This window comes from Micromonospora sp. FIMYZ51 (genome assembly GCF_038246755.1).
In the GTDB taxonomy this organism is placed as follows: domain Bacteria; phylum Actinomycetota; class Actinomycetes; order Mycobacteriales; family Micromonosporaceae; genus Micromonospora.
In genome coordinates this window covers 1,388,501-1,409,098 of record NZ_CP134706.1, presented here as the reverse complement: position 1 = coordinate 1,409,098, position 20,598 = coordinate 1,388,501, and the positions used below count along the sequence as shown (strand labels likewise).

Below are 20,598 nucleotides of genomic sequence, written 5' to 3'. Positions count from 1 at the left end.
TCCGGAGGGACCATGCCGAGCGGGGTCATCGAGATCGAGGGTCTCCGTAAGACCTTCCACAGTGTGCGCCGCGGCCGTCGGGTCGCCGTCGACGGTTTCGACCTGCACGTCGGGGCCGGTCAGGTGCACGGATTCCTCGGCCCCAACGGGTCGGGCAAGACGACCACGCTACGGTCGCTGCTCGGGCTGGTACGCGCCGACGCGGGGCGGATGAGCGTGCTCGGTGCGGACGCGCCGGGCCAGCTGCCCCGGGTCGCTGGCCGGGTCGGCGCGATCGTGGAGAGTCCGCAGTTCTTCGGCAACTTCACCGGCTACCGCACGCTGCGGCTGCTCGCCCTGGCCGGTGGCGTGCCGCTGGCCCGGGTGGACGAGGTGCTGGAGGAGGTGGGGCTGGGCGACCGGAGCCACGAGCGGGTCAAGGGCTACTCGCTCGGCATGAAGCAGCGCCTGGCCGTGGCTTCCGCCCTGCTCAAGCGTCCCGAGCTGCTGATCCTGGACGAACCGGCCAACGGGTTGGACCCGGCGGGCATCCGGGAGATGCGCGACCTGATGCGCGGGTTGGCGGCGAACGGGGTGACCGTGCTGCTGTCCAGCCACATCCTGGCCGAGATCCAGTTGATCTGCGACCACGTCACGATCATCTCGCACGGCCGGCGGGTGGCGGCCGGTCCGGTGGAGCAGGTGCTTGCCGGTTTCGACCGCAACGAGTGCCTGGTCCGGGCGGACGACCTGGGCCGGGCCGAGGAGTTGCTGCGGGCCGCCGGGCTTACGGTCACCGGCCACCCCGATCACCTGGTGGTCGGCGGCGTGCCGGATCCGGTAACGGTCAGCCAGACGCTCGGCGAGCAGGGCATCTGGGTACGCGAGCTGACGCCGCTGCGGCCGGATCTGGAGAGTGTCTTCCTGGAGCTGACCGGCACCATGCCGGATCCGGGTATCCCTCGGCAGCCGGACGGTCCGGGGCCGTACCAGGATCGGGCCTTGATCGACCTCGACGTGCGGGGAGCTGACGCGTGAACCTGATCCGGGCCGAGGTGGAGCGGCTGGCCGCACGACGCTTCGTGCAGCTGATGGTCGTCCTGCTGGTCTTTGCCTTCGGCGTGACGGCGGCGACCACGCTGGCCGGCTCGCACCAGCCGAGCGCTGTCGAGCTGGCCGAGGCGCAGCAGCGGGCCGTGGCCGAGCGGCGGGAGATGGAGGTGCAGCACGCCCACTGCCTGGCCCGGGAGCAGGGCGCGCCGCCGCCGGTCGAGGACTTCGGCTACGTACCGGCCGACTGTAGCGAGCTGGATCCCGCGTTGCAGGACCGGCTGCCGGTGACCGCCGACTTCCTGACCGGGGTGTTCACCTTCACCCGGCAGGCGGAGCCACTGCTGTACTTCCTGGTGGCGTTCCTGGTGCTGTTCGGTTTCCTGGTCGGCGCCTCCTACATCGGTGCCGACCTGAACTCCGGTGGCGTGGTCAACCTGCTGTTGTGGCGACCACGCCGGCTGACGGTGCTCGGCGCCAAGCTGGGCACGCTGCTCGGGCTGACCCTGGTGTTGTCGGTGCTCGCCTCGCTGGCCTACCTCGTCACCTTCTGGATCATCGCGCAGATCGCCGGCTATCCGGGCCCAACAAACGCGTCCTTCTGGAGCGCGCTGGGCGCGATCTGGGGACGTGGCCTGGTGCTGGTGCTGTTCGCCACGGCGGCCGGTTTCGCCATCGCCACGCTGGGGCGGCACACCTCGGCGGCGCTCGGTGCGATAGCCGCGTACCTGGTGGTGTGGGAGCTGGGTGCCCGGATCGTGCTGGAAATCCTGAACGCGGCGCGGCCGGACCAGCTGATGCTCTCCACCTATCTCAGCGCGTGGCTGAATGGTCAGGTGACGAGCTGGGACAACAGCGCCTGCTCGGAGGTGACCTACGGATACTGCGACGGCAGCTACCTGGTGACCTGGCGGCCGGCGCTGGCCGTGCTGCTGCTGTTCACCGCCGGCCTGATCGCCGTGGCCTTCGCCGTGTTCCGGCGCCGCGACCTGGTCTGAGCCGGCGACCCGGCGGAGCTGGGCCGCGCCGGCTGAGGCTGCTCCGTCCGCGCCGGATCAGCCGACCGTGGAGCCGAACACCTCGTCCCGGACCGCGTTCAGGGCGGTGCGGAGCGCCCCGTGCAGGATCGGCTCCTCGGTGAGTCCGGTGGGTACGACCCGGGGGCGGACCAGGGTGATCGCGGCGACCTCGTGCTGGACCCGCTCGGCCAGCGCGGCCCCGCCGGCCTGGCCGACCTCCCCGGCGAGGACCACCAGCGGCGGGTCCAGCACCACGCAGGTGCTCGCCACGCCGAGGGCGAGTCGGCGGGCCACCTCGTCGAGCATCGGGCCGCCGGTGGTGCCGTCGGCGATCGCGGCGCGCACCGCGTCGGCGGCGACCGCGTCCGGATAGCCGTGTTCGCGGGCCAGCGCCCGGATCGCGTCCGCACCGGCCACCTGCTGGAATGCCGGCTTGGCACGGCGGGAGACGTCGCGCGGGATGGGCGCGCCGGGCACCGGCAGGTAGCCGATCTCGCCGGCCGCGCCGCTGCTGCCGTGGTGCAGCCGCCCACCCAGCATGATCGCCAAGCCGACCCCGGCACCGACCCAGACCAGGACGAAGTCCGCCACGCCCCGGGCCGCGCCGGACTGCGCCTCGGCCACCGCGGCGAGGTTGACGTCGTTCTCGAACACGACCGGGGTGTCCAGGTCGTCGCGGAGCGCGGCGAGCAGACCGCGGTGCCAGCGCGGCAGGTTGAACGCGAAGGTGATGTCGCCGGTGCCCGGGTCGACCAGGCCGGGGGTGCCGAGCACGATGCGGCGTACGCTCGACAGCTGCGCTCCGGCGCTGCTGGCGGCCTGGACCACGGCGTTGTGCACCACGCCCACCGGGTCGTCGGTGTCCCGGGTGGACTGTTCGACCCGGCCGATCACCGCGCCGGTGATGTCGGCGCAGGCGGCCACCACCCGATCCGGGCCGACGTCCACGCCGACCACGTGGGCGCTGCCCGGCGCCACCGCGTAGAGCTGGGCGTTCGGCCCACGCCCGCCGGCCTGCTCACCGACCCGGGTGACCAGCCCGCGTTCTTCCAGCCGCTCCACCAGTTGCGAGGCGGTGACCTTGGACAGGCCGGTCAGCTCGCCGAGCCGGGCCCGGGTCAGTGGCCCCTGTTCCAGCAGTAGTTCCAGCGCCGCGCGATCGTTGAGGGCTCGCAACAGACGTGGGGTGCCGGGCAGCCGGGTCGCACTCATGCCGTGTCCTCAAGTTCAGTAAACTTTGCTAACTGTAAACTGCCCTGCGCAAGGGTAGCCGTAGCGTATCGGCCACGTAGCCGGGAAGCTCTCCGCCGACCCGGTACGAGATCCACGACGGCCCGGCAGGTACGACATCCGGGGACGGCCCGGCAGGTACGACATCCGGGGACGGCCCGGCAGGTACGACATCCGGGGACGGCCCGGCAGGTACGACATCCGCGACGGTCGTGCGGAGAGGAGAGATCACGTGGGACTGGATCCCGGACTTCGCCGCCTCGCGCTGGGCACCCTGCTGGCCGCGTACCCCGGACCGGTCCCGCCCGACTGGGCCGTCGACCTGGTCGCCGACGGGCTGGCCGGGCACACCCTGTTCGGCACCAACATCCACCAGCCGGCCCAGGTGGCGGCGAGCACCGCCGCGCTGCGGGCCGGCCGACCCGACGTACTGATCGCCATCGACGAGGAGGGTGGCGACGTCACCCGGCTGGCACACGCCACCGGCAGCCCGTACCCGGGCAACGCGGCACTCGGCGCGGTCGGCGACGTCTCCCTCACCCGCCGGATCTACCAGGCCATCGGCGCGGAACTGGCCGGCCTCGGCATCACCGTCAACCTGGCGCCCACCGTCGACGTGAACAGCGCCGACGACAACCCGGTGATCGGCACCCGGTCGTTCGGCGCCGACCCGGTGCGGGTGGCCGCGCACTCGGCCGCCGCGACCGCCGGCCTCCAGTCCGCCGGGGTCGCGGCCTGCGCCAAGCATTTTCCCGGGCACGGTGCCACGGTTGCCGACTCCCACTACGAGCTGCCCACCGTGGACGTGCCGCCGGAGCTGCTGCGCCAGCGCGACCTGCTGCCGTTCGCCGCGGTGGTGGCCGCCGGGTCCCGGGCGGTGATGACCGCGCACATCCGGGTGCCCGCGCTGACCGGTGACCGGCCGGCCACGTTCAGCCGGGCGGTGCTGGTGGACCTGCTGCGCGACGAGTACGGCTTCACCGGCGCCGTGGTCACCGACGCGCTGGAGATGAAGGGTGCCGCCCTCGCGGCCGGCGGGATCGCCCCCGGCGCGGTGCTGGCGCTGGCCGCCGGTGCGGACCTGCTCTGCATCGGTGCCAAGGTCGACGCCGGGCTGGTCGAGCAGGTGGCGGCCGAGATCGTGGCCGCGCTGGGCGACGGCCGGCTGACGCTGAGCCGGGTCGAGCAGGCGGCCGGCCGGGCCGCGGAACTCGCCGCCTGGACCCGGACCGCCGACGCCTCCCCCACCGTTGCGACCGACCTGGGGTACGCGGCGGCCCGCCGCGCGGTACGCGTGGAGGGCGCACTGACCGGGCTGGCGCAGCCGCCGCTGGTGGTGCAACTGCACGCCGCTGCCACCATCGCCGAGGGGCGGGTGCCGTGGGGCCTCGGCCCGCACCTGAACGGCATTGAGCAGGTCCGCGTGGTGGCTGCCGAAGCCGACCCGGAGAACCTGCGTCAACGCGCGGGCAGTCGGCCGATCGTGCTGGTCGGCCGGCATCTGCACCGGTTGCCCGGCGGGCCGGAACTGGTCGCCGCGCTGGCCGCCGGGCACCCGGTGACGGTTGTCGAGATGGGCTGGCCGGCCAGCTGGCGACCGGCCGGTGTCCGGGCGTTCGTGACCACGTACGGCGCGAGTCACGCCAACGGCCGGGCCGCTGCCGAGGCGCTCGGTTTGACCCGCTGACTCGCCGGCCGTCCTGAGTTCACCGCTCCACACCCGACCAATGCGTCGACCCGCAACTTGAACGTGTTCAAGTCCTGTCGTACGCTTACCGCGTCGATCCTTGAACACGTTCAAGAAGGAGATCTGGCGTGGACATCAAGGTCTGGATGTACCTGGTCTACCTGTTGGTCAGCATCGGACTGACCATCTGGGTGGCGCGGGCGCTGGCGCGCAACGGGCTGATCTTCCTTGAGGATGTGTTCGCCGACGAGCGCCTGGCCCGCGCCGTGAACAACCTCCTGGTGGTCGGGTTCTACCTGCTCAACCTCGGCTACGTGACGGTCGCCATGCGCCACTCCGGCTCGGTCGGCTCGACCAGCCGGGCGATGGAGGAACTGTCCTGGAAGATCGGTCTGGTGCTGCTGGTGCTCGGCGCACTGCACTTCTTCAACGTCTACGCCCTCGGCCGGTACCGGCGCAGCCGGCTACGCCAACTCGCCACCCATCCACCGCTGGCCCCGATCGGCCACCTGGCGATGCCGCAGCCGGCCACCGGATACCTGCCATCCCAGCGGCCGCAGCAGCCGCACCCCCAACAGCAACCCCAGCAACAGCCGCCGCAGGGGTCAGCGGGCCCCACCCCGCCGGCCCGATGACCACAAACGATCAGGGCGGCACGACGAGGCTGCCGGATGCCACCACACACGGGGGTGGTGGCATCCGCAGCTTCACCGTCCTCTATGACGCGCACTGCCCGCTGTGCCGGGCGGCCCGCGAGTGGCTGACGTCGCGGGCTCAGCTCGTACCGCTGGAGTTCGTGCCGGCGGGGTCGGCCGAGGCCCGGCGGCGCTTCCCCGGCCTGGACCACGCCGCGACGCTGCGTGATCTCACGGTGATCGCCGACACCGGAGCCGTCTACGCGGGCGACGGCGCCTGGTTCGCCTGCCTGTGGGCCCTGGCCGACCATCGGGCGACGGCCGACCGGCTGGCCCGCCCGCACCTGCTGCCGCTGGCTCGGCGGATGGTGGCCACCGCCTCGGCGATCCGCGAACGGGTCCGCGACCCGAGGTCGGAGCCGGTCGACGACGCGGCGGGATACGGTGGCCCGGATGACCGACCAGAGTGCGCCGACGACCGCTGCGGGTGGTGAGCCAACCACCCCCCGGGGCGAGCAGACCCGGCAGCTGATCCTGGAAACCGCGATGCGGATGTTCCGCGAACGCGGCTACGCCCGCACCACCATGCGCGCCATCGCCCAGGAGGCTGGCGTCGCGGTCGGCAACGCCTACTACTACTTCGGCTCCAAGGAACACCTGATCCTGGAGTTCTACAACCGCACCCAGCAGGAGCACTGGGCGGCGGTCCGGCCGGTGCTGGACCGCGAGTCCGACTTCGCCGCCCGGCTCTCCGGGGTGCTGCACGCGGCCATCGACGTGCTTACCCCCTCGCACGAGTTCGCGGGCAGCTTCTTCAAGGTCGCCGCGGAGCCCACCTCGCCGCTGAGCCCCTTCTCGGCCGAGACGGCGGCGCCACGCGCGACCGCAATCGCCATCTTCGCCGAGGTGCTGGAGGGATCCACCGCCAAGGTCGACGCGGAACTGCGGCCCCAACTGCCCGAGCTGCTCTGGCTGGCCTACATGGGCACGGTGCTCTACTGGGTCTACGACCGCTCGCCGGGGCAGGTCCGCACCCGGAAGCTGATCGACGGTGCCGTACCGCTTATCGACCGGCTGGTGGGGCTCTCCCGGCTGCGGGTGCTGCGGCCGGTCACCCGGCAGGTGGTCGACCTCATCCGCACCCTCCGTCACTGACCTCCCCGACCGACGCCCAGCACATCTCCCCAGTTCAAGTCCACTATTGGACAGCCTTCAAGCGGCGTTGACACCTTGCCGAAGAACAACCAGATACGTAGCGTGATCGAGGTCGGAGCCGCTAGGACAAACCTGGGGAGGGAGGCTGCGGACCGTGGATCCGGCCCGGGATCCACGGTCCGCGCCCTGCCGCCCGGTCAACTGGGATAGACCCCGTACGAGCGCCAGCCCCGGTCCGAAAAGCCGGCCGCCTGCGCCACCCTTGCGGAGGCGGCGTTGCGCCGGTCGTGCAGATAGGTCGGCACCGCACCCTCGTCGAGCACCCGGCGAGCGGCCTGGGCAACCAGCCGCCGGGCCAGTCCGCGTCCGCGGGCTGCCGGCACCGTGCCCACCGCCAGTTCGTGCCCGTACCGGTCATGACGTTTGATCCCGACCCCGGCCAGGTACCGACCCTCGTCGTCGCGGACCACAAGCACGGCCCGGTCGAACAGCCGCAGCCAGGAGGGCAGCCCGGCGGTGCCGGGCGAAATCCACTCGCCCACGTCCGGCAGCGGCGCGGGTGCGACACTCCACCGGAACACGTCGTCATGAGTCGCCCACCCGGTGTGGCCGACCGCGCCCGGTAGGGCGCGCAGCAACCGGTCCGGCCGTCGGGTCAGCTCGCGCACCGCCGCAACCCGGTCCGGCGGCACGGACAGCACCCCGCTCGCCCCGGCGCGGACCGCGACGGCCGGCCGCAGTCGCCCGTCCCAGGCCGGACGGGCCCGCCGCCACGATCCCACCACGTGCAGCCCCGGACCGGCCGGCCACTGCCCCAGCCAGGTCGCCAGGTGCAGGTGGAGTCGCCGGTCGAGCATCCGTCACCTCCCGCGCCGCCGCTGCCAGCCCAACGTCACTCACCGTACGACGGCCGAGCACGACGGCGCGGACCGATGATCGACGGGCCAACCCGGTCGCGCCGCGCGCCGGCCCGCCCTAAGCAGGCCGGTTGAGGCGCGGGACCGGCGGGTAGAGGTGGACCACGACGCCGAACCGGTGCCAGTTCGCGATCATCCTTGCCGCCCCGGGAACCCGATCCATCGACCGAGCGTCATATCCATTTCCATACATGGACAACTTTCTCTGAAACGGTGGGGGCATGCCAATTCAGCCGAACGACCGCTGCCAGCAGGACACCGAGCGGATCTGGCGGGGTCGTACGCGCGCCGGCCGCTTCCCGGCCCAGCCGCCGCACCGCGACCACCGCATCGGCGGGCTCTCCTGGCACGAGCTGAACGAGCTGCCGGCCGCCGCCACCCAGCACCGGTTGAACACCCGCTGACGGCGAGCCAGCGGCGGCTTTCGCACACCTGTCGGGTAACGTCTGTTGGTCCCTCGACCGGGTTACGACAGGAGCTACCGCACCCATGGGCAAGAAGACCATCCGCGTCTCCGACTTCAGCGGCACGGTGCTGCGCCCCGACGACGAGGCGGTCCGCGTCGTCGTCCTGGAGCACCCTGACCTGGTGGCCGGGCCCGTGCAGCTGGACGCCATCCCGACCGAAATCGAAACCATCGACGACGCCGCGTTGGACGTGGCGGTGGTCGAGATCTACGACCAGCACGGCGGCGGCGAGCCTCGCCGGGTGGTGCTGACCGCCAGCGAGTTCGACGCCATGGCCACCGACACGCCGATGGCCCAACTGTTGAAGACCGCCGAGCGGGTACGCCCACCCAAGGCGCGCCGCAGCGCGGAGAAGGTCGACTACGGCACGATCGAGCATGCCGGTAAGCCGCACCGGGGACGGGTCACCGAGGAGGAGGCCCGGCTGGTGCGCGAGCGGCTCGACGAGGTGAACAAGCGCCTCGCCGACGTCGGGCTGCGCCAGATCGACCCGGCCGACCCGGAGCACGCCGCCCGGTACGGCTTTCCCACCGCCTCCTGATCGACTACTCGAACGTCCGCAGCTTGGCCAGGGCCGCCGCGATGTTCGCCTCGGTGGCGGCCTTGTCCACGCCGAGGCCACTGAGCACGCCCTCGCCGTTCTCCTGCTCCAGCAGGGCCAGCAGGATGTGCTCGGTGCCGATGTAGTTGTGCCCGAGCCGCAACGCCTCGCGGAAGGTCAACTCCAGCGCCTTCTTGCCGGCGCTGTCGTACGGGATCAGGTCGGGCACCTCGTCGACCGACGGCGGTAGCGTGGCGGTGGCCGCCTCGCGTACCGCCTCGGCCGACACCCCGGCGGCGGTAAGCGCCCTCGCGGCCAGCGCCTCCGGCTCGGCGAGCAGGCCGAGCACCAGGTGGGCCGGGGTGATCTGGGCGTTGCCGGCGGCCTTCGCCTCGTTCTGCGAGGCCATCACCACGTTGCGGGCCCGCGGGGTGAACCGCTGGAAGCCCTGCTGCGGGTCCAGTGCCGAGCTGACGAAGCGCTTCTGTGCGGCCTGCTTGCTCACCCCCATGCTGCGGCCGATCTCGGTCCAGGAGGCCCCGGAGCGCCGGGCCTGGTCCACGAAGTGGCCGATCAGATGGTCGGCGACCTCGCCGATGTGGTCGGCGACCAGCACGGCGTCGGTCAGTTGGTCGAGGGCATCGGTGTGGGCCTGTTTGATGGTCCGGATCAGATCGTCGAGCCGGACCGGGCTGCTCATCTCCACGGGATCGGTCATGCGTCAACCTTAGGTTGACGGAACCCCATCGTCAACCACTGGTTGACGATCACGGGCGGCAACCGCGCCCGATGATCGCTGTTAACAACCTTGACTAAATGACGTGAAATCGACAGACTCAGATCTGGAGAGCGCTCTCTATCCACCCGTCATTTCCCCTCGCCAGCGCATCCGTCCCTCCGCCCCCGAGGAGATCCATCGTGTACGCCATCTCCCGCAGCCTGCGACGGGCCGCCGCCGCCATCGCCGCGGCCCTCGTCACCAGCGCGCTCGTGCTACCCGTGCAGTCCACCCCGGCCGCCGCCGCCATCGGCGGGCTGACCTGGCAGGACGAGTTCAACGCCCCCGCCGGCACGCCTGTCGACCAGGCCAAGTGGCGCTTCGACATCGGCGGCCACGGCTGGGGCAACAACGAACGGCAGTACTACACAAACAGCACAAGCAACGCGATGCACGACGGGCAGGGCAACCTGGTCATCACCGCCCGCCGCGAGAACCCGGCCAACTACCAGTGCCACTACGGCCGGTGCGAGTACACCTCGGCCCGGCTACTCACCGCCGCCACCTTCAGCCAGGCGTACGGCCGGTTCGAGGCGCGCATCAAGATCCCCCGGGGTCAGGGCATCTGGCCGGCGTTCTGGATGCTCGGCAACGACTTCGGCAACGTCGGCTGGCCGGCCTCCGGCGAGATCGACATCATGGAGAACGTCGGCCGGGAACCGAACACCGTGCACGGCACCATCCATGGGCCGGGTTACTCCGGTGGCGGCGGGATCACCGGCAGCCGCACCATCGGGCAGCCGCTCGCCGACGCCTTCCACACCTACCGGGTGGACTGGGAGCCGAACGTCATCCGCTGGTACCTCGACGGTCAGGAGTTCTTCCGGGTCGACCCGGGCCGGCTCGGCGGCAACCGCTGGGTCTTCGACCATCCCTTCTTCATGATCCTCAACGTCGCGGTCGGCGGTAACTGGCCCGGCTACCCCGACGGCTCGACCCAGTTCCCGCAGCAGATGCTTGTCGACTACGTCCGGGTCTACGGCTACGTGCCGGACGGCAACACCGGCACCACCCGGATCCGGGGTCAGCAGAGCGGCCGGTGCATCGACATCCCCAGTGCGAACCCGGTCGACGGAGCGCCGTTGCAGATCTGGGACTGCAACACCACCGCCGCCCAGGCGTGGACCTTCGCCGCCGACGGCACCATTCGCGCCATGGGCAAGTGCATGGACCCGGCCTGGGCCGGCACCGCCAACGGCACCGAGGTCAACCTGGTCACCTGCAACGGCAACCCGGCGCAACGCTTCACCCTCAACGCCGCCGGTGACCTGGTCAACCTGAGCGCGAACCGCTGTGTCGACGTACGGGACAACAACCCGAACAACGGCGGCCGGCTGCAACTGTGGGACTGCGCCGGCACCCCGAACCAGAAGTGGACGCACGTCTGACCGCCCTCGGCACCCATCCGCCGGGGCGCACCGTGGCAGCGGTGAGCCCCGGCGGTCGCTGGTCCGTATGAGTCGGTGACGGACCCGATGGGTAGTAGCCCGTGCGGTCACGAGGTACGGGAGGCGACTGTGGACAACGCGCAACCGGCATACGACCCGAACTCCGCACACCGGGTGGGTGGGCGCCGGTTGTGGTGGTGGCTCGGCGGCGCGCTGGTGCTCGTCGTGGTGGTGCTGGTGGCCAGCTGGACCTGGGTGACCGTCCGGGGCGAGTCCCGGGGCGGCAGCCACGTCGTCACCGGCGCCACCGACCTGCGCGAGGCCACCTTCGTGCTGCTCGACGGTGCCGACGTGATCCGGCTGCGCACCGCCGACCTGGGCGAGGAGACCTACCGGGTGTCCACGCCGCGCGACGCAAGCCTCCGTCCCACGGTTTCGGTCTCCGACGGCAGCCTGCTGACCAGCCTCCGGGACACCGGCCGGGACGGTCCGGCGCTTGTCGAGGTGGTGCTGCACGAAGCGGTGCGCTGGCACGTCCGGCTCGACGGCGGCGCCAAGGAACAGCACCTCGACCTGCGTACCGCCCGGCTCGACGGGGTCGAACTGACCGCTGGCGCACACCGGATCGAACTTGACCTCCCGCCGGCCGAGGGCACCCTGCGCACCCTGCTCAGCGGCGGGGCGAGCCAGGTCGTGGTGCGACTGGCCGGCGCCGGGCCGGTGCAGGTGCGCACGGGCGCCGGGGCCGGCACCGTCACCGTCGACGGCACCACCCACTCCGGCGTGGCCGGCGGCACCACCTTCACCCCGCCCGATTGGCCGACGACCTCGGACCGCTACGACATCGACGCGAGCGCGGGGGTCGCCACCCTCACCGTCGATCGCGGCGACGCCGACCGCTGACCACCCGCCGCGTCCGCCGGCCCCGGGCAGGCGGATACGGTACGTCGGGTGCGAGCCGGGCGACGACAGTGGCGTCGAACCGGCCAGGTGGGGAAGGAGCGCCGGTGAAGCGTCTGCACGTCGGTTGCGCGATGTGGACGCACAAGGCGTGGCAGGGGCGGCTGCTCGCGCACCCGCTCCCGCCGCAGGAGCGGCTGCGGCACTACGCCGGCTGGTGTGACGCGGTCGAGGGCAACACCACCTTCTACGCGACCCCGGCCCGCGACACGGTCGCCGCCTGGGCCCGGCAGACCGGGCCGGACTTCCGGTTCGTGGTCAAGCTGCCGAAGGTGGTGACGCACGAGCGCCGGCTCACCGAGGTCACCGAACCGATGCGGGTCTTCCTGGACGCGATCGAGCCGCTCGGTTCCCGGGCCCACGCCCTCTGGGTCCAGTTGCCCGGATCGTTCGGCCCGACCGACGTACCGTCGCTGCTGCGCTTCCTGCGCCGGCTGCCCGGCACCCACCGGCGGGCCGTGGAGGTCCGCCACCCCGCGTTCTTCGCCGACCCACACGCTGCGCGGGAGTTAACGGCGGCGCTGAGCGCAGTGCACGCCGAATGGGTTCCCTTCGACACCACCGCGTTCTTCGCCGAGCCGCCGACAAGCGACGCCGAGCGGGACGCCTGGACCAAGAAACCTCGGCTGCCGCTGCGTACGGTCGCGCTGACCGACCGTCCGATCGTCCGGTACCTCGGCCGCGACGACCCGGACCGGACCGTCGCGGGTTGGCAGCGCTGGCTCGACGTCACCGCCGGCTGGCTGCGCGAGGGCCGCTCACCGACCGTCTTCATCCACACCCCGGACAACGCCGACGCGCCCACGCTGGCCCGCCGGTTCCACGCCGAGGTACGCGCCCGCGTGCCCGATCTGGCGCCGCTGCCCGAGCCGATCCCGGTCGAGCCCACCACCCTGTTCTGAGCGGCGGTTCAGTAACCTCCGGCCGCACCTCGGGTCACCCGGTAGCAGCGGCTCAGCCGAGTGGGCCAGCCGAGGAAGCGCTCGAACATGTCCGCCGCACTGCCGGTCACGCTGGGATCGAGCTGATGCAGTTCGTCGAGGGCCTCCTGAAGCCAGCCGGCCAGGTAGAGGGAGAGATCGATCGGGTTGTCGCCGTACTCGGCCAGCATCGCGATCTTCGCCTGGGTACAGGGCCACGGGTGTCGACACCGGCGGCACAGCCACCGGGGCCGTACTGGCAGATGGTCGCCCAGGCCGGACGCGGACAGGTGGACGGGCGGCGGAGGTTTGCCGCTCATCGGTCGTCGGACAGTTGGTGCCTCACGCAATAGGAGGCGTTCCGGCCACCGCTCGGATAACGAAAATCCCCCAACCGGACGAACGCCCGGCCGCGATCAGGCCCAGGGCGTACGCACGACGAAGGAACTCTCGGCGCCGAACGTACTCGTGCCGTCGGGGACGTCGATCCAGTACCCGTCGTCGCGATGGCGCACGACAAGAGCCGGGTAGTTGTGCGACTGCAAGGTCACCGAGCCGTCGACCGCCCCTCGACGGGGACAGAAGGTGGCGTCCTCGCGGAAGAGCGGGGTGCCCTCGTTCGGGCTCAGCCTGAGCCGGAGATTCGAGTGCCGCAGGTAGCGACCGTCGGCGGCCCGCAGCGTGACGCAGTCGGCGTTGGCGAGACCTCGGCTGACGGTGAAGGTGGCCCGCTGCCTGACGTCCGCCCGGCTGGCCGCGCGGACCACGCCAGCGGCGGCGAAGTCGCCGTCGACGGTCAGGTACCGCCCCTGGGGCTGGACCGACTCCAGCGACCAGGTGCCCACCGGTATGGTGCCCGCCGGCACGGACGGCCGCGTCGCGCGCGGCGACGACCTGGCCGCCGAGGTCGGTGCGGAGCTGGTTGGGGCGGCGGCCGGACTCGGCGGGACGGGCCGTTCGGTGGGTGGGGTGGGTGGGGTGGGTGCCGCGACGGCGGCCGGCGGCGGGGCGGGCGGCGGGCCGGGCTGGACGGCGACGGTGACCGCGGTACCGGTGACGAGCACCGCACCGGCGGCGGCGCTCGCCAGCGGGTGAGCTGCCACCGCCTGACCGAGCTTGCCGAGCAGGGACGCCGGCACCACTGCGCCGGGATAGGCGGCAGCCAGCACGGTCGTGCCGGTCGCCGTGCCGCCCAGGATGCCCTTGGCGGCGAGCGCGGCGGTCAGCCCGGCCGGCACCGCCAGCGGTGCGATGCCCAGCAGCAGCCGCTCGGCGGCGACCCGACCCTCGGCCGGTGCCGTGCAGGTCGGACAGCTGCGGAGGTGCCGGGTGATCCGCTTACGCCAGACCGGCGTACGGCTGCCGTCCCAGCCGTGCACGGTCGCGGCCAGTTGCGGGCAGCGCGGGTCGGCGGTCAGCGCGGCGACGATGCTGCGGCCCGTTTCCAACTGCTCGCGCATCCGTTGCAGGCGTACGCCGACGTGGGCGACGGTCAGGCCGGTTGCCGCCGCCACCTCGCTGCGGCTCAACCGGCCGGCGCACTCCTGCCACCACAACGACAGCAACGGCCGGTACGCCGGGTCGAGCCAGTGGCTCGCCTCGACCACCTGCCGGCGCTGGTCCGACACGTGCAGTCGGAGGATCGCCTCGTTCTCGACGTTGCCGACGTGCGGAAGCTGTTCGGCCGGGTGGACCGCGCTGCCCCGATGGGCGGCGCTGCGTACCCGCTGCCGGTGGCTGGCGATCTGGCGCAGCGCGATCGCCACCAGCCACGACCGGAAGCTCTCCGGGCTGCGCAGGGCGGGCAGGTCGCGGAGCACCCGCAGCAGGGTCTCCTGCACCACGTCGTCGACATCGGAATGCCCGTCGAGCGCCCGACCGACCACGTTGTACAGCAGCGGCAGGTGCGCGGCGATCAGCGCCTCCCGGGCCGACCGGTCCCCGGCCTGCGCCGCGACGACGAGGTGCGCGTGGTTCGCCGTCACCGTCATCTCGCACCGCCTAGGAATGGGCCCCGCCGAGCAGGAAGCCCCACCCTACGGCCTGCTGCATCCAGTGACGAGTGCGCCGATCGAGGTGGACTCGGTGGGCCGGCCTCGGTTACAGTCTCGAATATTGTAGTGGTCGATACAAAAAGGAGTCGGGCATGACGGGACTCGACGGCAAGGTCGCGTTGGTGACCGGCGGCAGCCGCGGCATCGGTGCGGCGATCGCCGCCCGACTCGCCGCGGACGGTGCCGACGTGGCGATCACCTACCGCGCTGCGGCGGACCAGGCGAAGCGGGTGGTCGCGGAGGTGGAGTCGGTCGGGCGGCGTGGGCTGGCCATCGCGGCGGACAGCGCGGACGCCGCGTCGGTCACCGCAGCGGTGGCGCGTACGGTCACCGGGTTGGGGCGGCTGGACATCCTGGTCAACAACGCCGGGATCTTTCCGTACGGGCCGGTCGAACAGGTCAGCCTCGCCGAACTGGACCACACCCTCGCCGTGCACGTACGCGGAGTGTTCCTGGCCACCCAGGCGGCGGTACGGCACATGGGAGCGGGTGGGCGGGTCATCAGCATCGGTAGTTGTTTCGCCGAACGGGTGCCGTACGCCGGGGTCAGCCTCTACGCGATGACCAAGAGCGCCCTGCTCGGCCTGACCCGGGGTCTGGCGCGCGACCTGGGACCCCGCGGAATCACCGCGACCGTCGTCCATCCCGGCTCCACCGACACCGACATGAACCCGGCCGACGGCGCGGGCGCGGCACACGAGCGCAGCTTCATCGCCCTCGGACGGTACGCGGCGACGGCGGAGATCGCGGCGACGGTGAGCCATCTCGCTGGTGCGGGCGGTCGCTACATCACCGGCACCGCCATCGCCGTCGACGGCGGCTTCGCCGCCTGAGCACCCGCATCGAGTCTGAGGAGAGCATCCATGGCCTGGCTCGTCCTGGTCCTGGCCGGACTGCTGGAGGTCGTCTGGGCCAGCGCGTTGAAGCACACCGACGGGTTCACCCGGCTCTGGCCCTCGGTGCTGGCGGTCACCACCGCGGCGATGAGCTTCTTCCTGCTGGCCTGGGCGATGAAACGTCTCCCGGTCGGCACCTCGTACGCCGTCTGGGTCGGCATCGGCGCGGTCGGCGTCATCATCGCCGGGGTCGTCACCATGCAGGAGGGCCTCGGCGCCGCCCGGCTGTTCTTCCTCGGGCTGATCGTCGCGGGGATCATCGGGCTGCGGCTGGTGGAAGACTGATCCACCCCGGGGGTGGAGAGGAGATGAGACACCCAGATGGCGAAGCGAGGTCGGCCCCGCACCTTCGACCGGGCCGTCGCGTTGCGGCGGGCGATGGAGGTCTTCTGGCGCCACGGCTACCAGGGCGCCTCGATGGCCGGGTTGACCGCGGCCATGGGCATCAACTCGCCGAGCCTCTACGCCGCCTTCGGCAGCAAGGAGGCGTTGTTCCGAGAGGCCGTCGACCTCTACAACACCACCGAGGGGCGCGGGCCGCAGGCGGCGCTGAACGGCGACGGCACCGCCCGGGACTCGATCGAGGCAATGCTGCGCCACCATGCGCGCAGCTACGCCGACCCGGCGAACCCGACCGGCTGCCTGGTGGTCCTCGCCGGGGCCGGCAACGTGCCCGAGTCGGACGCGGTGGGGCGCTTCCTCGCCGAGTGCCGGGAACGCGACATCGCCGAGGTGCGGCGCAGGATCGTCCGGGGCCTGGACGAGGGCGACCTGCCGGGCACGGTGGTGCCCGAATCGCTCGCCCGATTCGTCGGGGCGGTCGCGCAGGGCATGGCGATACAGGCCCGGGACGGGGCCACCACGGAGGAGCTCGACGGCATCGTCGACTGGGCCATGGCCGCCTGGGACAGACTGGTTTCCGACCCGAGCACGGGACAACGGTTTCGGTAGCCCTCGATTACCCTGAGCAAGGTGTTCGACGTTGGCGCTGAGCCGTGGCCGGTCCGCATCCGCGGCCCGCACGGAGTCGTCGGCGCCGGCATGGCGGTGCACGAACGCCATGTGCTTACCTGCGCACACGTCGTTCGCGATGCGGGCGCAACCACTCCCACCGGCACCGCACCCGACGCTCCGGTCGACGTCGACCTCATCGGTCAACCGGGCACCCCGACGGTTTCGGCCCGGGTCGTGCCCGGCTGCTGGGCCCCACCCGGCGACGACGGGCGCGGTGACGTCGCGTTGCTGGAGTTGGCGGTGCCGTTGTCGCGCGGCCCGTTCGCACCGCTGCGCCGGGTGCGGCCGTGGGGCCGCCGGGTGGTGGTGTGCGGCTTTCCGGAGACAGTGGAGCACGGCCTGCACGTCCGGGCCCGGCTCGCCGGGCCGGCCGGTGCCGGACGCGAGTGGGTCCAGATGGATTCGGACACCACCGGCCCTCAGATCATCCAGGGCTTCAGCGGCGCGGCGGTGGTCGACTCGGCCACCGGGCACGTCGTGGGAATGGTGGTGAGCGCGTACGACAACAGCGACGGCGAGCAGCTTCCCGTCGCCGGCCGCGCGCCGGCCAGCGGGCTGTCCTGGATGATCCCGGTCGAGACGATCCTGCGCTACCTTCCGCCGGCCCGTGCCTGGGTGTCCGGCGAGCCCTCGGTCGATCGCGATTTCCTGCGGCTCGATCACGCTTCGGCCGACCCGACGATCGCCAGTCAGCTGGCCGACTTCTTCGAACAACGGCGGTTCGCGAACGTGCTGATCCTGGTGCTCGGCCATCCGGGTTCCGGCACCGCCGCAGCGGTGCGGCAGGCCGCCGTCTCCTCCAGCCGGGAGTTCCGCCCGCCCGCCGGCCCGACTGGCGATCCGGACGATCGGGCCGCCCTGCTGCCGGTGGGCAGCATCGACCTGGCGGTGGACGTGGCGGGCAAGAGCACCCGGGAGGTGTCCCAGCGGATCGCCGACTGGGCCGGCGAAACCGACGGCGGCACCGATGTCCAGACCTTCGACACGGCACCGCAAGCCCTGATCATCAACAACATCGACGAGGCCGACGATCCGGACAAGCTGCTCTCCACTGTGGTGCTGCCCATGGTGGACCAGGCGCCCGCGCGAGGGCTGCGACTGCTGCTGACCTTCCGCAACGAGTCGGTACCGTTGCGCATCACCCTGCTGGCCAGCCGCGTCGCCAGTCTGCGGGCCACCGAGGAGGCCGCCCGCCGCGCGTACCGCAAGGTCGCCACGCTGGTGGCCGACGCGCCGCCCACCCCGTCCCGGGCGACCGAGCTGCGGGTGCTGCTCACCACGCTGCGGGCCGCGGTCGCAGCCGGCGGACCCGACTCGCTCGCCGCCGACCTGGCCGCCGCCGAGCGGGTGACCGACCGGGCGTTGCGCAAGGCCGAGGCGGTGCGGCAGCAGCTCGTCGGGTTGGCGGAGAGCTGGTCGGAGTTGTCCGGTCGACTCGACGGGTTCCTCGCCCAGGCGATCCGCCACGGCCTCGCGGAGGACCCGGTGCTGAGCCCGATCTACCGTCGGGCGCACGAGTTGCTCGTCGGCGGCGATTGCGACCTGGTGGCCGCCGACGCGGCGGTGCGGCGATACAGCGAGGCGCTTGTGGACCGGATCGCGGACGGGTCGCAGCGGGGTGCGCGTTGAGCGGCTGCACCCGGACGGCCGGCTGCACCGGCACGGTCAACGAGACCGGCTACTGCGACCGCTGCGGGCTTTCCCCCGTTCCTCCCACTCCCCCGGCTGCCCAGTTCGTGCCGGTCGATCGGCCGGAGCAACCGGCGGCGTCCCGGTCGTCCCAACGGGACAGCTGGCTGGTGGCCAGCCTCGTCTCGCTGCCGGTGCTGACCTTCTCCCCCGGGCAGGCGGCGACGCAGCCACTGCGGGTGCCGGAGCAGGACCGGTTCTGCGCCAAGGGTCATCCGGTCGGTCGGAGCCGGGCCGGCCGCCCCGGCCTGGACGAGGGGTACTGCCCCCGCTGCCGCACCCCCTTCCGCTTCCTGCCCGGCCTCGGGCCCGGGGCGGTCGTCGCCGACCGTTACGAGGTGGTGCGCTGCCTGGCCCGGGGCGGTCAGGGCTGGATCTACCTGGCCCGGGACGCCCATCAGGATCACATCGAGGTCGCGCTGAAGGGCGTGCTGCACGCAAACGACGAGAAGGCACTCGCCGCTGCGGTCCAGGAGCGACAATTTCTCAACTCACTTGACCATCCCAACATCGTCCGGAGCATCGACTTCGCCATCCACGACGACCCGGTCGCCGGTCCGACCGGCTACATCGTGATGGACTACCTCGACGGCATGTCGCTGCGCAGCCTGCTCAGGGCGGCCAAGGACCCACGGCAGCCGGACGTCTCGCTGCCGCTGGACCACATCCTCGCGTACGGGCACGAGATCCTGGCCGCCCTGGACTACCTGCACCGGCGCGGCCTGCTCTACACGGACATGAAGCCGGACAACGTGATGCGTACCGCCGACCGGATCAAGGTGATCGACCTGGGCGGGGTCCGCCGCGACGACGGCGGCCACACCGGGCTCGTCGGGTCTGCCGGCTTCATGGTCGGCAGGGAGGAACTCCAGACCCGGGGGGCCAGCCCGCGCTCCGACCTGTTCGCACTCGGCCGCACGCTCACCGAACTCTTCGCCCACCGGACGCCGGGGCCGGACACTCCCGGCGCGGCTGACGACGCGCTGGGCGTCGAGTCGTTCCGCCGGCTCGTCGATCGCGCCACGCACCCCGACTGGAACCGGCGGTTCGCCACCGCCCGGGAGATGTCCGAGCAGTTGCTGGGAGTGTTACGGGAGATCCTGGCCGGCGCACCGGACCAGCGCCAGGCCGAGCCGATCTCGCTCTTCCAGCCCGCCGCCCGGCTGCTCGACGCGGGCCTCGGGCTGGTCCTGCCGCTGCACACCTGGATCGGTGAGCAGGACGCCGCCGTGCTGGACCACGGCTGTCCCGCCGCCCGGGTGGTGGCGCTCGGCCTGCCGGTGCCACGCCCCGACCCGGACGACCCGGCCGCCGGAGCACTGGGCACGATCGACGCGCCGGACGCGCAGAGCCTGCTCAACAAGCTGGCCACCGTGCCGCAGGAGTCGGTCGAGGTGGCACTGAGCCGGGCCCGGGCCCACCTCGAACTGGGCGATGCCCGCTCGGCCGTGGTCGCCCTGACCGCCGCCGAGGCGCTGCTCGGGGCGCGGGCGGCGGCGGACTGGCGACTCGCCTGGCACCGGGCGCTGATCGCCCTGACCGAGGACCGGGTCGGCGATGCCGTCGGCGAGTTCGACGCGGTCTACGCCGACATTCCCGGCGAGATCGCGCCCAAGCTCGCCCTGGGCTACTGCGCCGAGCGGCGCCGCGACGGCCCACGAGCGGCCCGCTACTACGCCGCGGTCTGGCGGCGGGACCCGTTCCAGGCAAGCGCCGCGTTCGGGCTGGCCCGGCTCCGGTTGGCGGCGCTCGACCGGGCCGGCGCCGTCGCCATCCTCGACGAGGTCCCGGCGCTGTCCCGACACCACGACGCGGCGCGGATCGCCGCCGTGCGGGTGCTCTCGTCCCGGCTGGCCGGCGAGTCGTCCGCCGCCCCCGAGTTGCCCACCGCCAGCGACCTGAGCGCGGCCGTACGTCGGCTGGCCACCCTGCACCTCGACGGCGGCGAGCGGCACGGCGAGTCCCGCGACCGGCTGACGGCGGCGATCCGGGAGGTGGCGCTCGACCTGATCCGCTCCGGGAGCGATGCCGGCCTGGTACCGGGCCCGGTGCTCGGCACGCCGCCGACCGAGCGTGGCGTCCGCGAACTGCTGGACCGGTCGTACCGGGCGCTCGCCCAACAGGCGCACCAGCCCGAGGAGCACAACGTGCTCATCGACCGGGCGAACGCGGTACGGCCCCGGACCCGATGGTGAGGACCAACCTGGAGGGGAGCGTGA

21 protein-coding genes are annotated in these 20,598 nt (G+C 72.2%); 16 read left to right on the top strand and 5 right to left on the bottom strand.

Going from position 1 to position 20,598, the window contains the following annotated elements; translation table 11 throughout:
* Nucleotides 1–12: 12 nt before the first annotated feature.
* Together QQG74_RS06630 and QQG74_RS06625 are read left to right on the top strand one after the other, a co-directional pair.
* A complete protein-coding gene (locus QQG74_RS06630; protein WP_341719415.1) occupies nucleotides 13–1,017 on the top strand; it encodes an ABC transporter ATP-binding protein in 1,005 nt (334 codons plus the stop codon).
* Entirely contained in the window at nucleotides 1,014–2,027 is a 1,014-nt protein-coding gene (locus tag QQG74_RS06625) for an ABC transporter permease subunit (RefSeq protein WP_341719414.1), read from the top strand. Before QQG74_RS06630 ends, QQG74_RS06625 begins: the two co-directional genes overlap by 4 nt.
* 57 nt (nucleotides 2,028–2,084) lie before the next feature.
* Here the strand turns inward: QQG74_RS06625 and QQG74_RS06620 are convergent, their stop codons facing one another.
* Nucleotides 2,085–3,260 (bottom strand): ROK family transcriptional regulator, encoded by a 1,176-nt coding sequence (locus QQG74_RS06620; RefSeq protein WP_341719413.1) that lies wholly within the window; start codon nucleotides 3,258–3,260, stop codon nucleotides 2,085–2,087.
* A 250-nt stretch (nucleotides 3,261–3,510) separates the two neighbouring features.
* Between QQG74_RS06620 and QQG74_RS06615 the strand changes: the two genes are divergently transcribed.
* The 4 genes from QQG74_RS06615 (at nucleotide 3,511) to QQG74_RS06600 (ending at nucleotide 6,755) form a co-directional block, all read left to right on the top strand.
* Nucleotides 3,511–4,965 carry a glycoside hydrolase family 3 N-terminal domain-containing protein gene (locus QQG74_RS06615; protein ID WP_341719412.1) on the top strand — a complete coding sequence of 485 codons (1,455 nt, stop codon included), beginning with the start codon at nucleotides 3,511–3,513 and terminating at the stop codon, nucleotides 4,963–4,965.
* A 128-nt stretch (nucleotides 4,966–5,093) separates the two neighbouring features.
* On the top strand, nucleotides 5,094–5,600 hold the full coding sequence (locus QQG74_RS06610) for a hypothetical protein (protein ID WP_341719411.1): 507 nt from the start codon (nucleotides 5,094–5,096) through the stop codon (nucleotides 5,598–5,600).
* Nucleotides 5,597–6,094: a DCC1-like thiol-disulfide oxidoreductase family protein gene (locus QQG74_RS06605; protein ID WP_341719410.1), complete on the top strand. Its 498-nt coding sequence runs from the start codon at nucleotides 5,597–5,599 to the stop codon at nucleotides 6,092–6,094. The genes QQG74_RS06610 and QQG74_RS06605 overlap by 4 nt, the downstream gene beginning before the upstream one ends.
* On the top strand, nucleotides 6,054–6,755 hold the full coding sequence (locus QQG74_RS06600) for a TetR family transcriptional regulator (RefSeq protein WP_341719409.1): 702 nt from the start codon (nucleotides 6,054–6,056) through the stop codon (nucleotides 6,753–6,755). Before QQG74_RS06605 ends, QQG74_RS06600 begins: the two co-directional genes overlap by 41 nt.
* Nucleotides 6,756–6,952: 197 nt before the next feature.
* Here QQG74_RS06600 and QQG74_RS06595 read toward each other — a convergent pair whose 3' ends face one another.
* Nucleotides 6,953–7,612 (bottom strand): GNAT family N-acetyltransferase, encoded by a 660-nt coding sequence (locus QQG74_RS06595; protein ID WP_341719408.1) that lies wholly within the window; start codon nucleotides 7,610–7,612, stop codon nucleotides 6,953–6,955.
* Nucleotides 7,613–7,893: 281 nt separating this feature from the next.
* On the opposite strand from QQG74_RS06595, the gene QQG74_RS06590 reads away from it, so the two are divergent.
* Nucleotides 7,894–8,076, top strand: a complete 183-nt coding sequence (locus QQG74_RS06590; protein ID WP_341719407.1) for a DNA repair protein — start codon at nucleotides 7,894–7,896, stop codon at nucleotides 8,074–8,076.
* 85 nt (nucleotides 8,077–8,161) lie between these two features.
* A complete protein-coding gene (locus QQG74_RS06585) occupies nucleotides 8,162–8,680 on the top strand; it encodes a hypothetical protein (protein ID WP_341719406.1) in 519 nt (172 codons plus the stop codon).
* Between the two features lie 4 nt (nucleotides 8,681–8,684).
* On the opposite strand, the gene QQG74_RS06580 is transcribed toward QQG74_RS06585, so the two are convergent.
* On the bottom strand, nucleotides 8,685–9,398 hold the full coding sequence (locus QQG74_RS06580) for a Clp protease N-terminal domain-containing protein (RefSeq protein ID WP_341719405.1): 714 nt from the start codon (nucleotides 9,396–9,398) through the stop codon (nucleotides 8,685–8,687).
* A gap of 200 nt (nucleotides 9,399–9,598) precedes the next feature.
* Between QQG74_RS06580 and QQG74_RS06575 the strand changes: the two genes are divergently transcribed.
* The 3 genes from QQG74_RS06575 to QQG74_RS06565 all read left to right on the top strand — a co-directional run bounded on the left by QQG74_RS06575 (nucleotide 9,599) and on the right by QQG74_RS06565 (nucleotide 12,708).
* Nucleotides 9,599–10,846, top strand: a complete 1,248-nt coding sequence (locus tag QQG74_RS06575) for a family 16 glycosylhydrolase (RefSeq protein ID WP_341719404.1) — start codon at nucleotides 9,599–9,601, stop codon at nucleotides 10,844–10,846.
* 75 nt (nucleotides 10,847–10,921) lie between these two features.
* On the top strand, nucleotides 10,922–11,749 hold the full coding sequence (locus QQG74_RS06570; protein WP_341719403.1) for a hypothetical protein: 828 nt from the start codon (nucleotides 10,922–10,924) through the stop codon (nucleotides 11,747–11,749).
* A gap of 131 nt (nucleotides 11,750–11,880) precedes the next feature.
* The gene (locus QQG74_RS06565; protein WP_341721149.1) at nucleotides 11,881–12,708 is read left to right on the top strand and encodes a DUF72 domain-containing protein; all 828 of its coding nucleotides are present in this window, start codon (nucleotides 11,881–11,883) and stop codon (nucleotides 12,706–12,708) included.
* 8 nt (nucleotides 12,709–12,716) lie between these two features.
* Here QQG74_RS06565 and QQG74_RS06560 read toward each other — a convergent pair whose 3' ends face one another.
* Together QQG74_RS06560 and QQG74_RS06555 are read right to left on the bottom strand one after the other, a co-directional pair.
* Nucleotides 12,717–13,046, bottom strand: coding sequence for a hypothetical protein (locus tag QQG74_RS06560; RefSeq protein WP_341719402.1), 330 nt, complete (start codon nucleotides 13,044–13,046; stop codon nucleotides 12,717–12,719).
* A 96-nt stretch (nucleotides 13,047–13,142) separates the two neighbouring features.
* The gene (locus tag QQG74_RS06555) at nucleotides 13,143–14,717 is read right to left on the bottom strand and encodes a sigma-70 family RNA polymerase sigma factor (RefSeq protein ID WP_341719401.1); all 1,575 of its coding nucleotides are present in this window, start codon (nucleotides 14,715–14,717) and stop codon (nucleotides 13,143–13,145) included.
* A gap of 155 nt (nucleotides 14,718–14,872) precedes the next feature.
* Here QQG74_RS06555 and QQG74_RS06550 point away from each other — a divergent pair, with 155 nt between their 5' ends.
* From QQG74_RS06550 to QQG74_RS06530, 5 genes are read left to right on the top strand one after another with little or no spacing between them, the layout of a single operon-like run.
* Nucleotides 14,873–15,613, top strand: a complete 741-nt coding sequence (locus tag QQG74_RS06550; protein WP_341719400.1) for an SDR family oxidoreductase — start codon at nucleotides 14,873–14,875, stop codon at nucleotides 15,611–15,613.
* Between the two features lie 30 nt (nucleotides 15,614–15,643).
* A complete protein-coding gene (gene sugE, locus QQG74_RS06545; RefSeq protein WP_341719399.1) occupies nucleotides 15,644–15,961 on the top strand; it encodes a quaternary ammonium compound efflux SMR transporter SugE in 318 nt (105 codons plus the stop codon).
* 36 nt (nucleotides 15,962–15,997) lie between these two features.
* Nucleotides 15,998–16,627 (top strand): TetR/AcrR family transcriptional regulator, encoded by a 630-nt coding sequence (locus QQG74_RS06540; RefSeq protein ID WP_341719398.1) that lies wholly within the window; start codon nucleotides 15,998–16,000, stop codon nucleotides 16,625–16,627.
* A gap of 21 nt (nucleotides 16,628–16,648) precedes the next feature.
* Nucleotides 16,649–18,319: a serine protease gene (locus QQG74_RS06535; RefSeq protein WP_341719397.1), complete on the top strand. Its 1,671-nt coding sequence runs from the start codon at nucleotides 16,649–16,651 to the stop codon at nucleotides 18,317–18,319.
* Nucleotides 18,316–20,574 (top strand): tetratricopeptide repeat protein, encoded by a 2,259-nt coding sequence (locus QQG74_RS06530; protein WP_341719396.1) that lies wholly within the window; start codon nucleotides 18,316–18,318, stop codon nucleotides 20,572–20,574. The genes QQG74_RS06535 and QQG74_RS06530 overlap by 4 nt, the downstream gene beginning before the upstream one ends.
* Nucleotides 20,575–20,598: the final 24 nt, after the last annotated feature.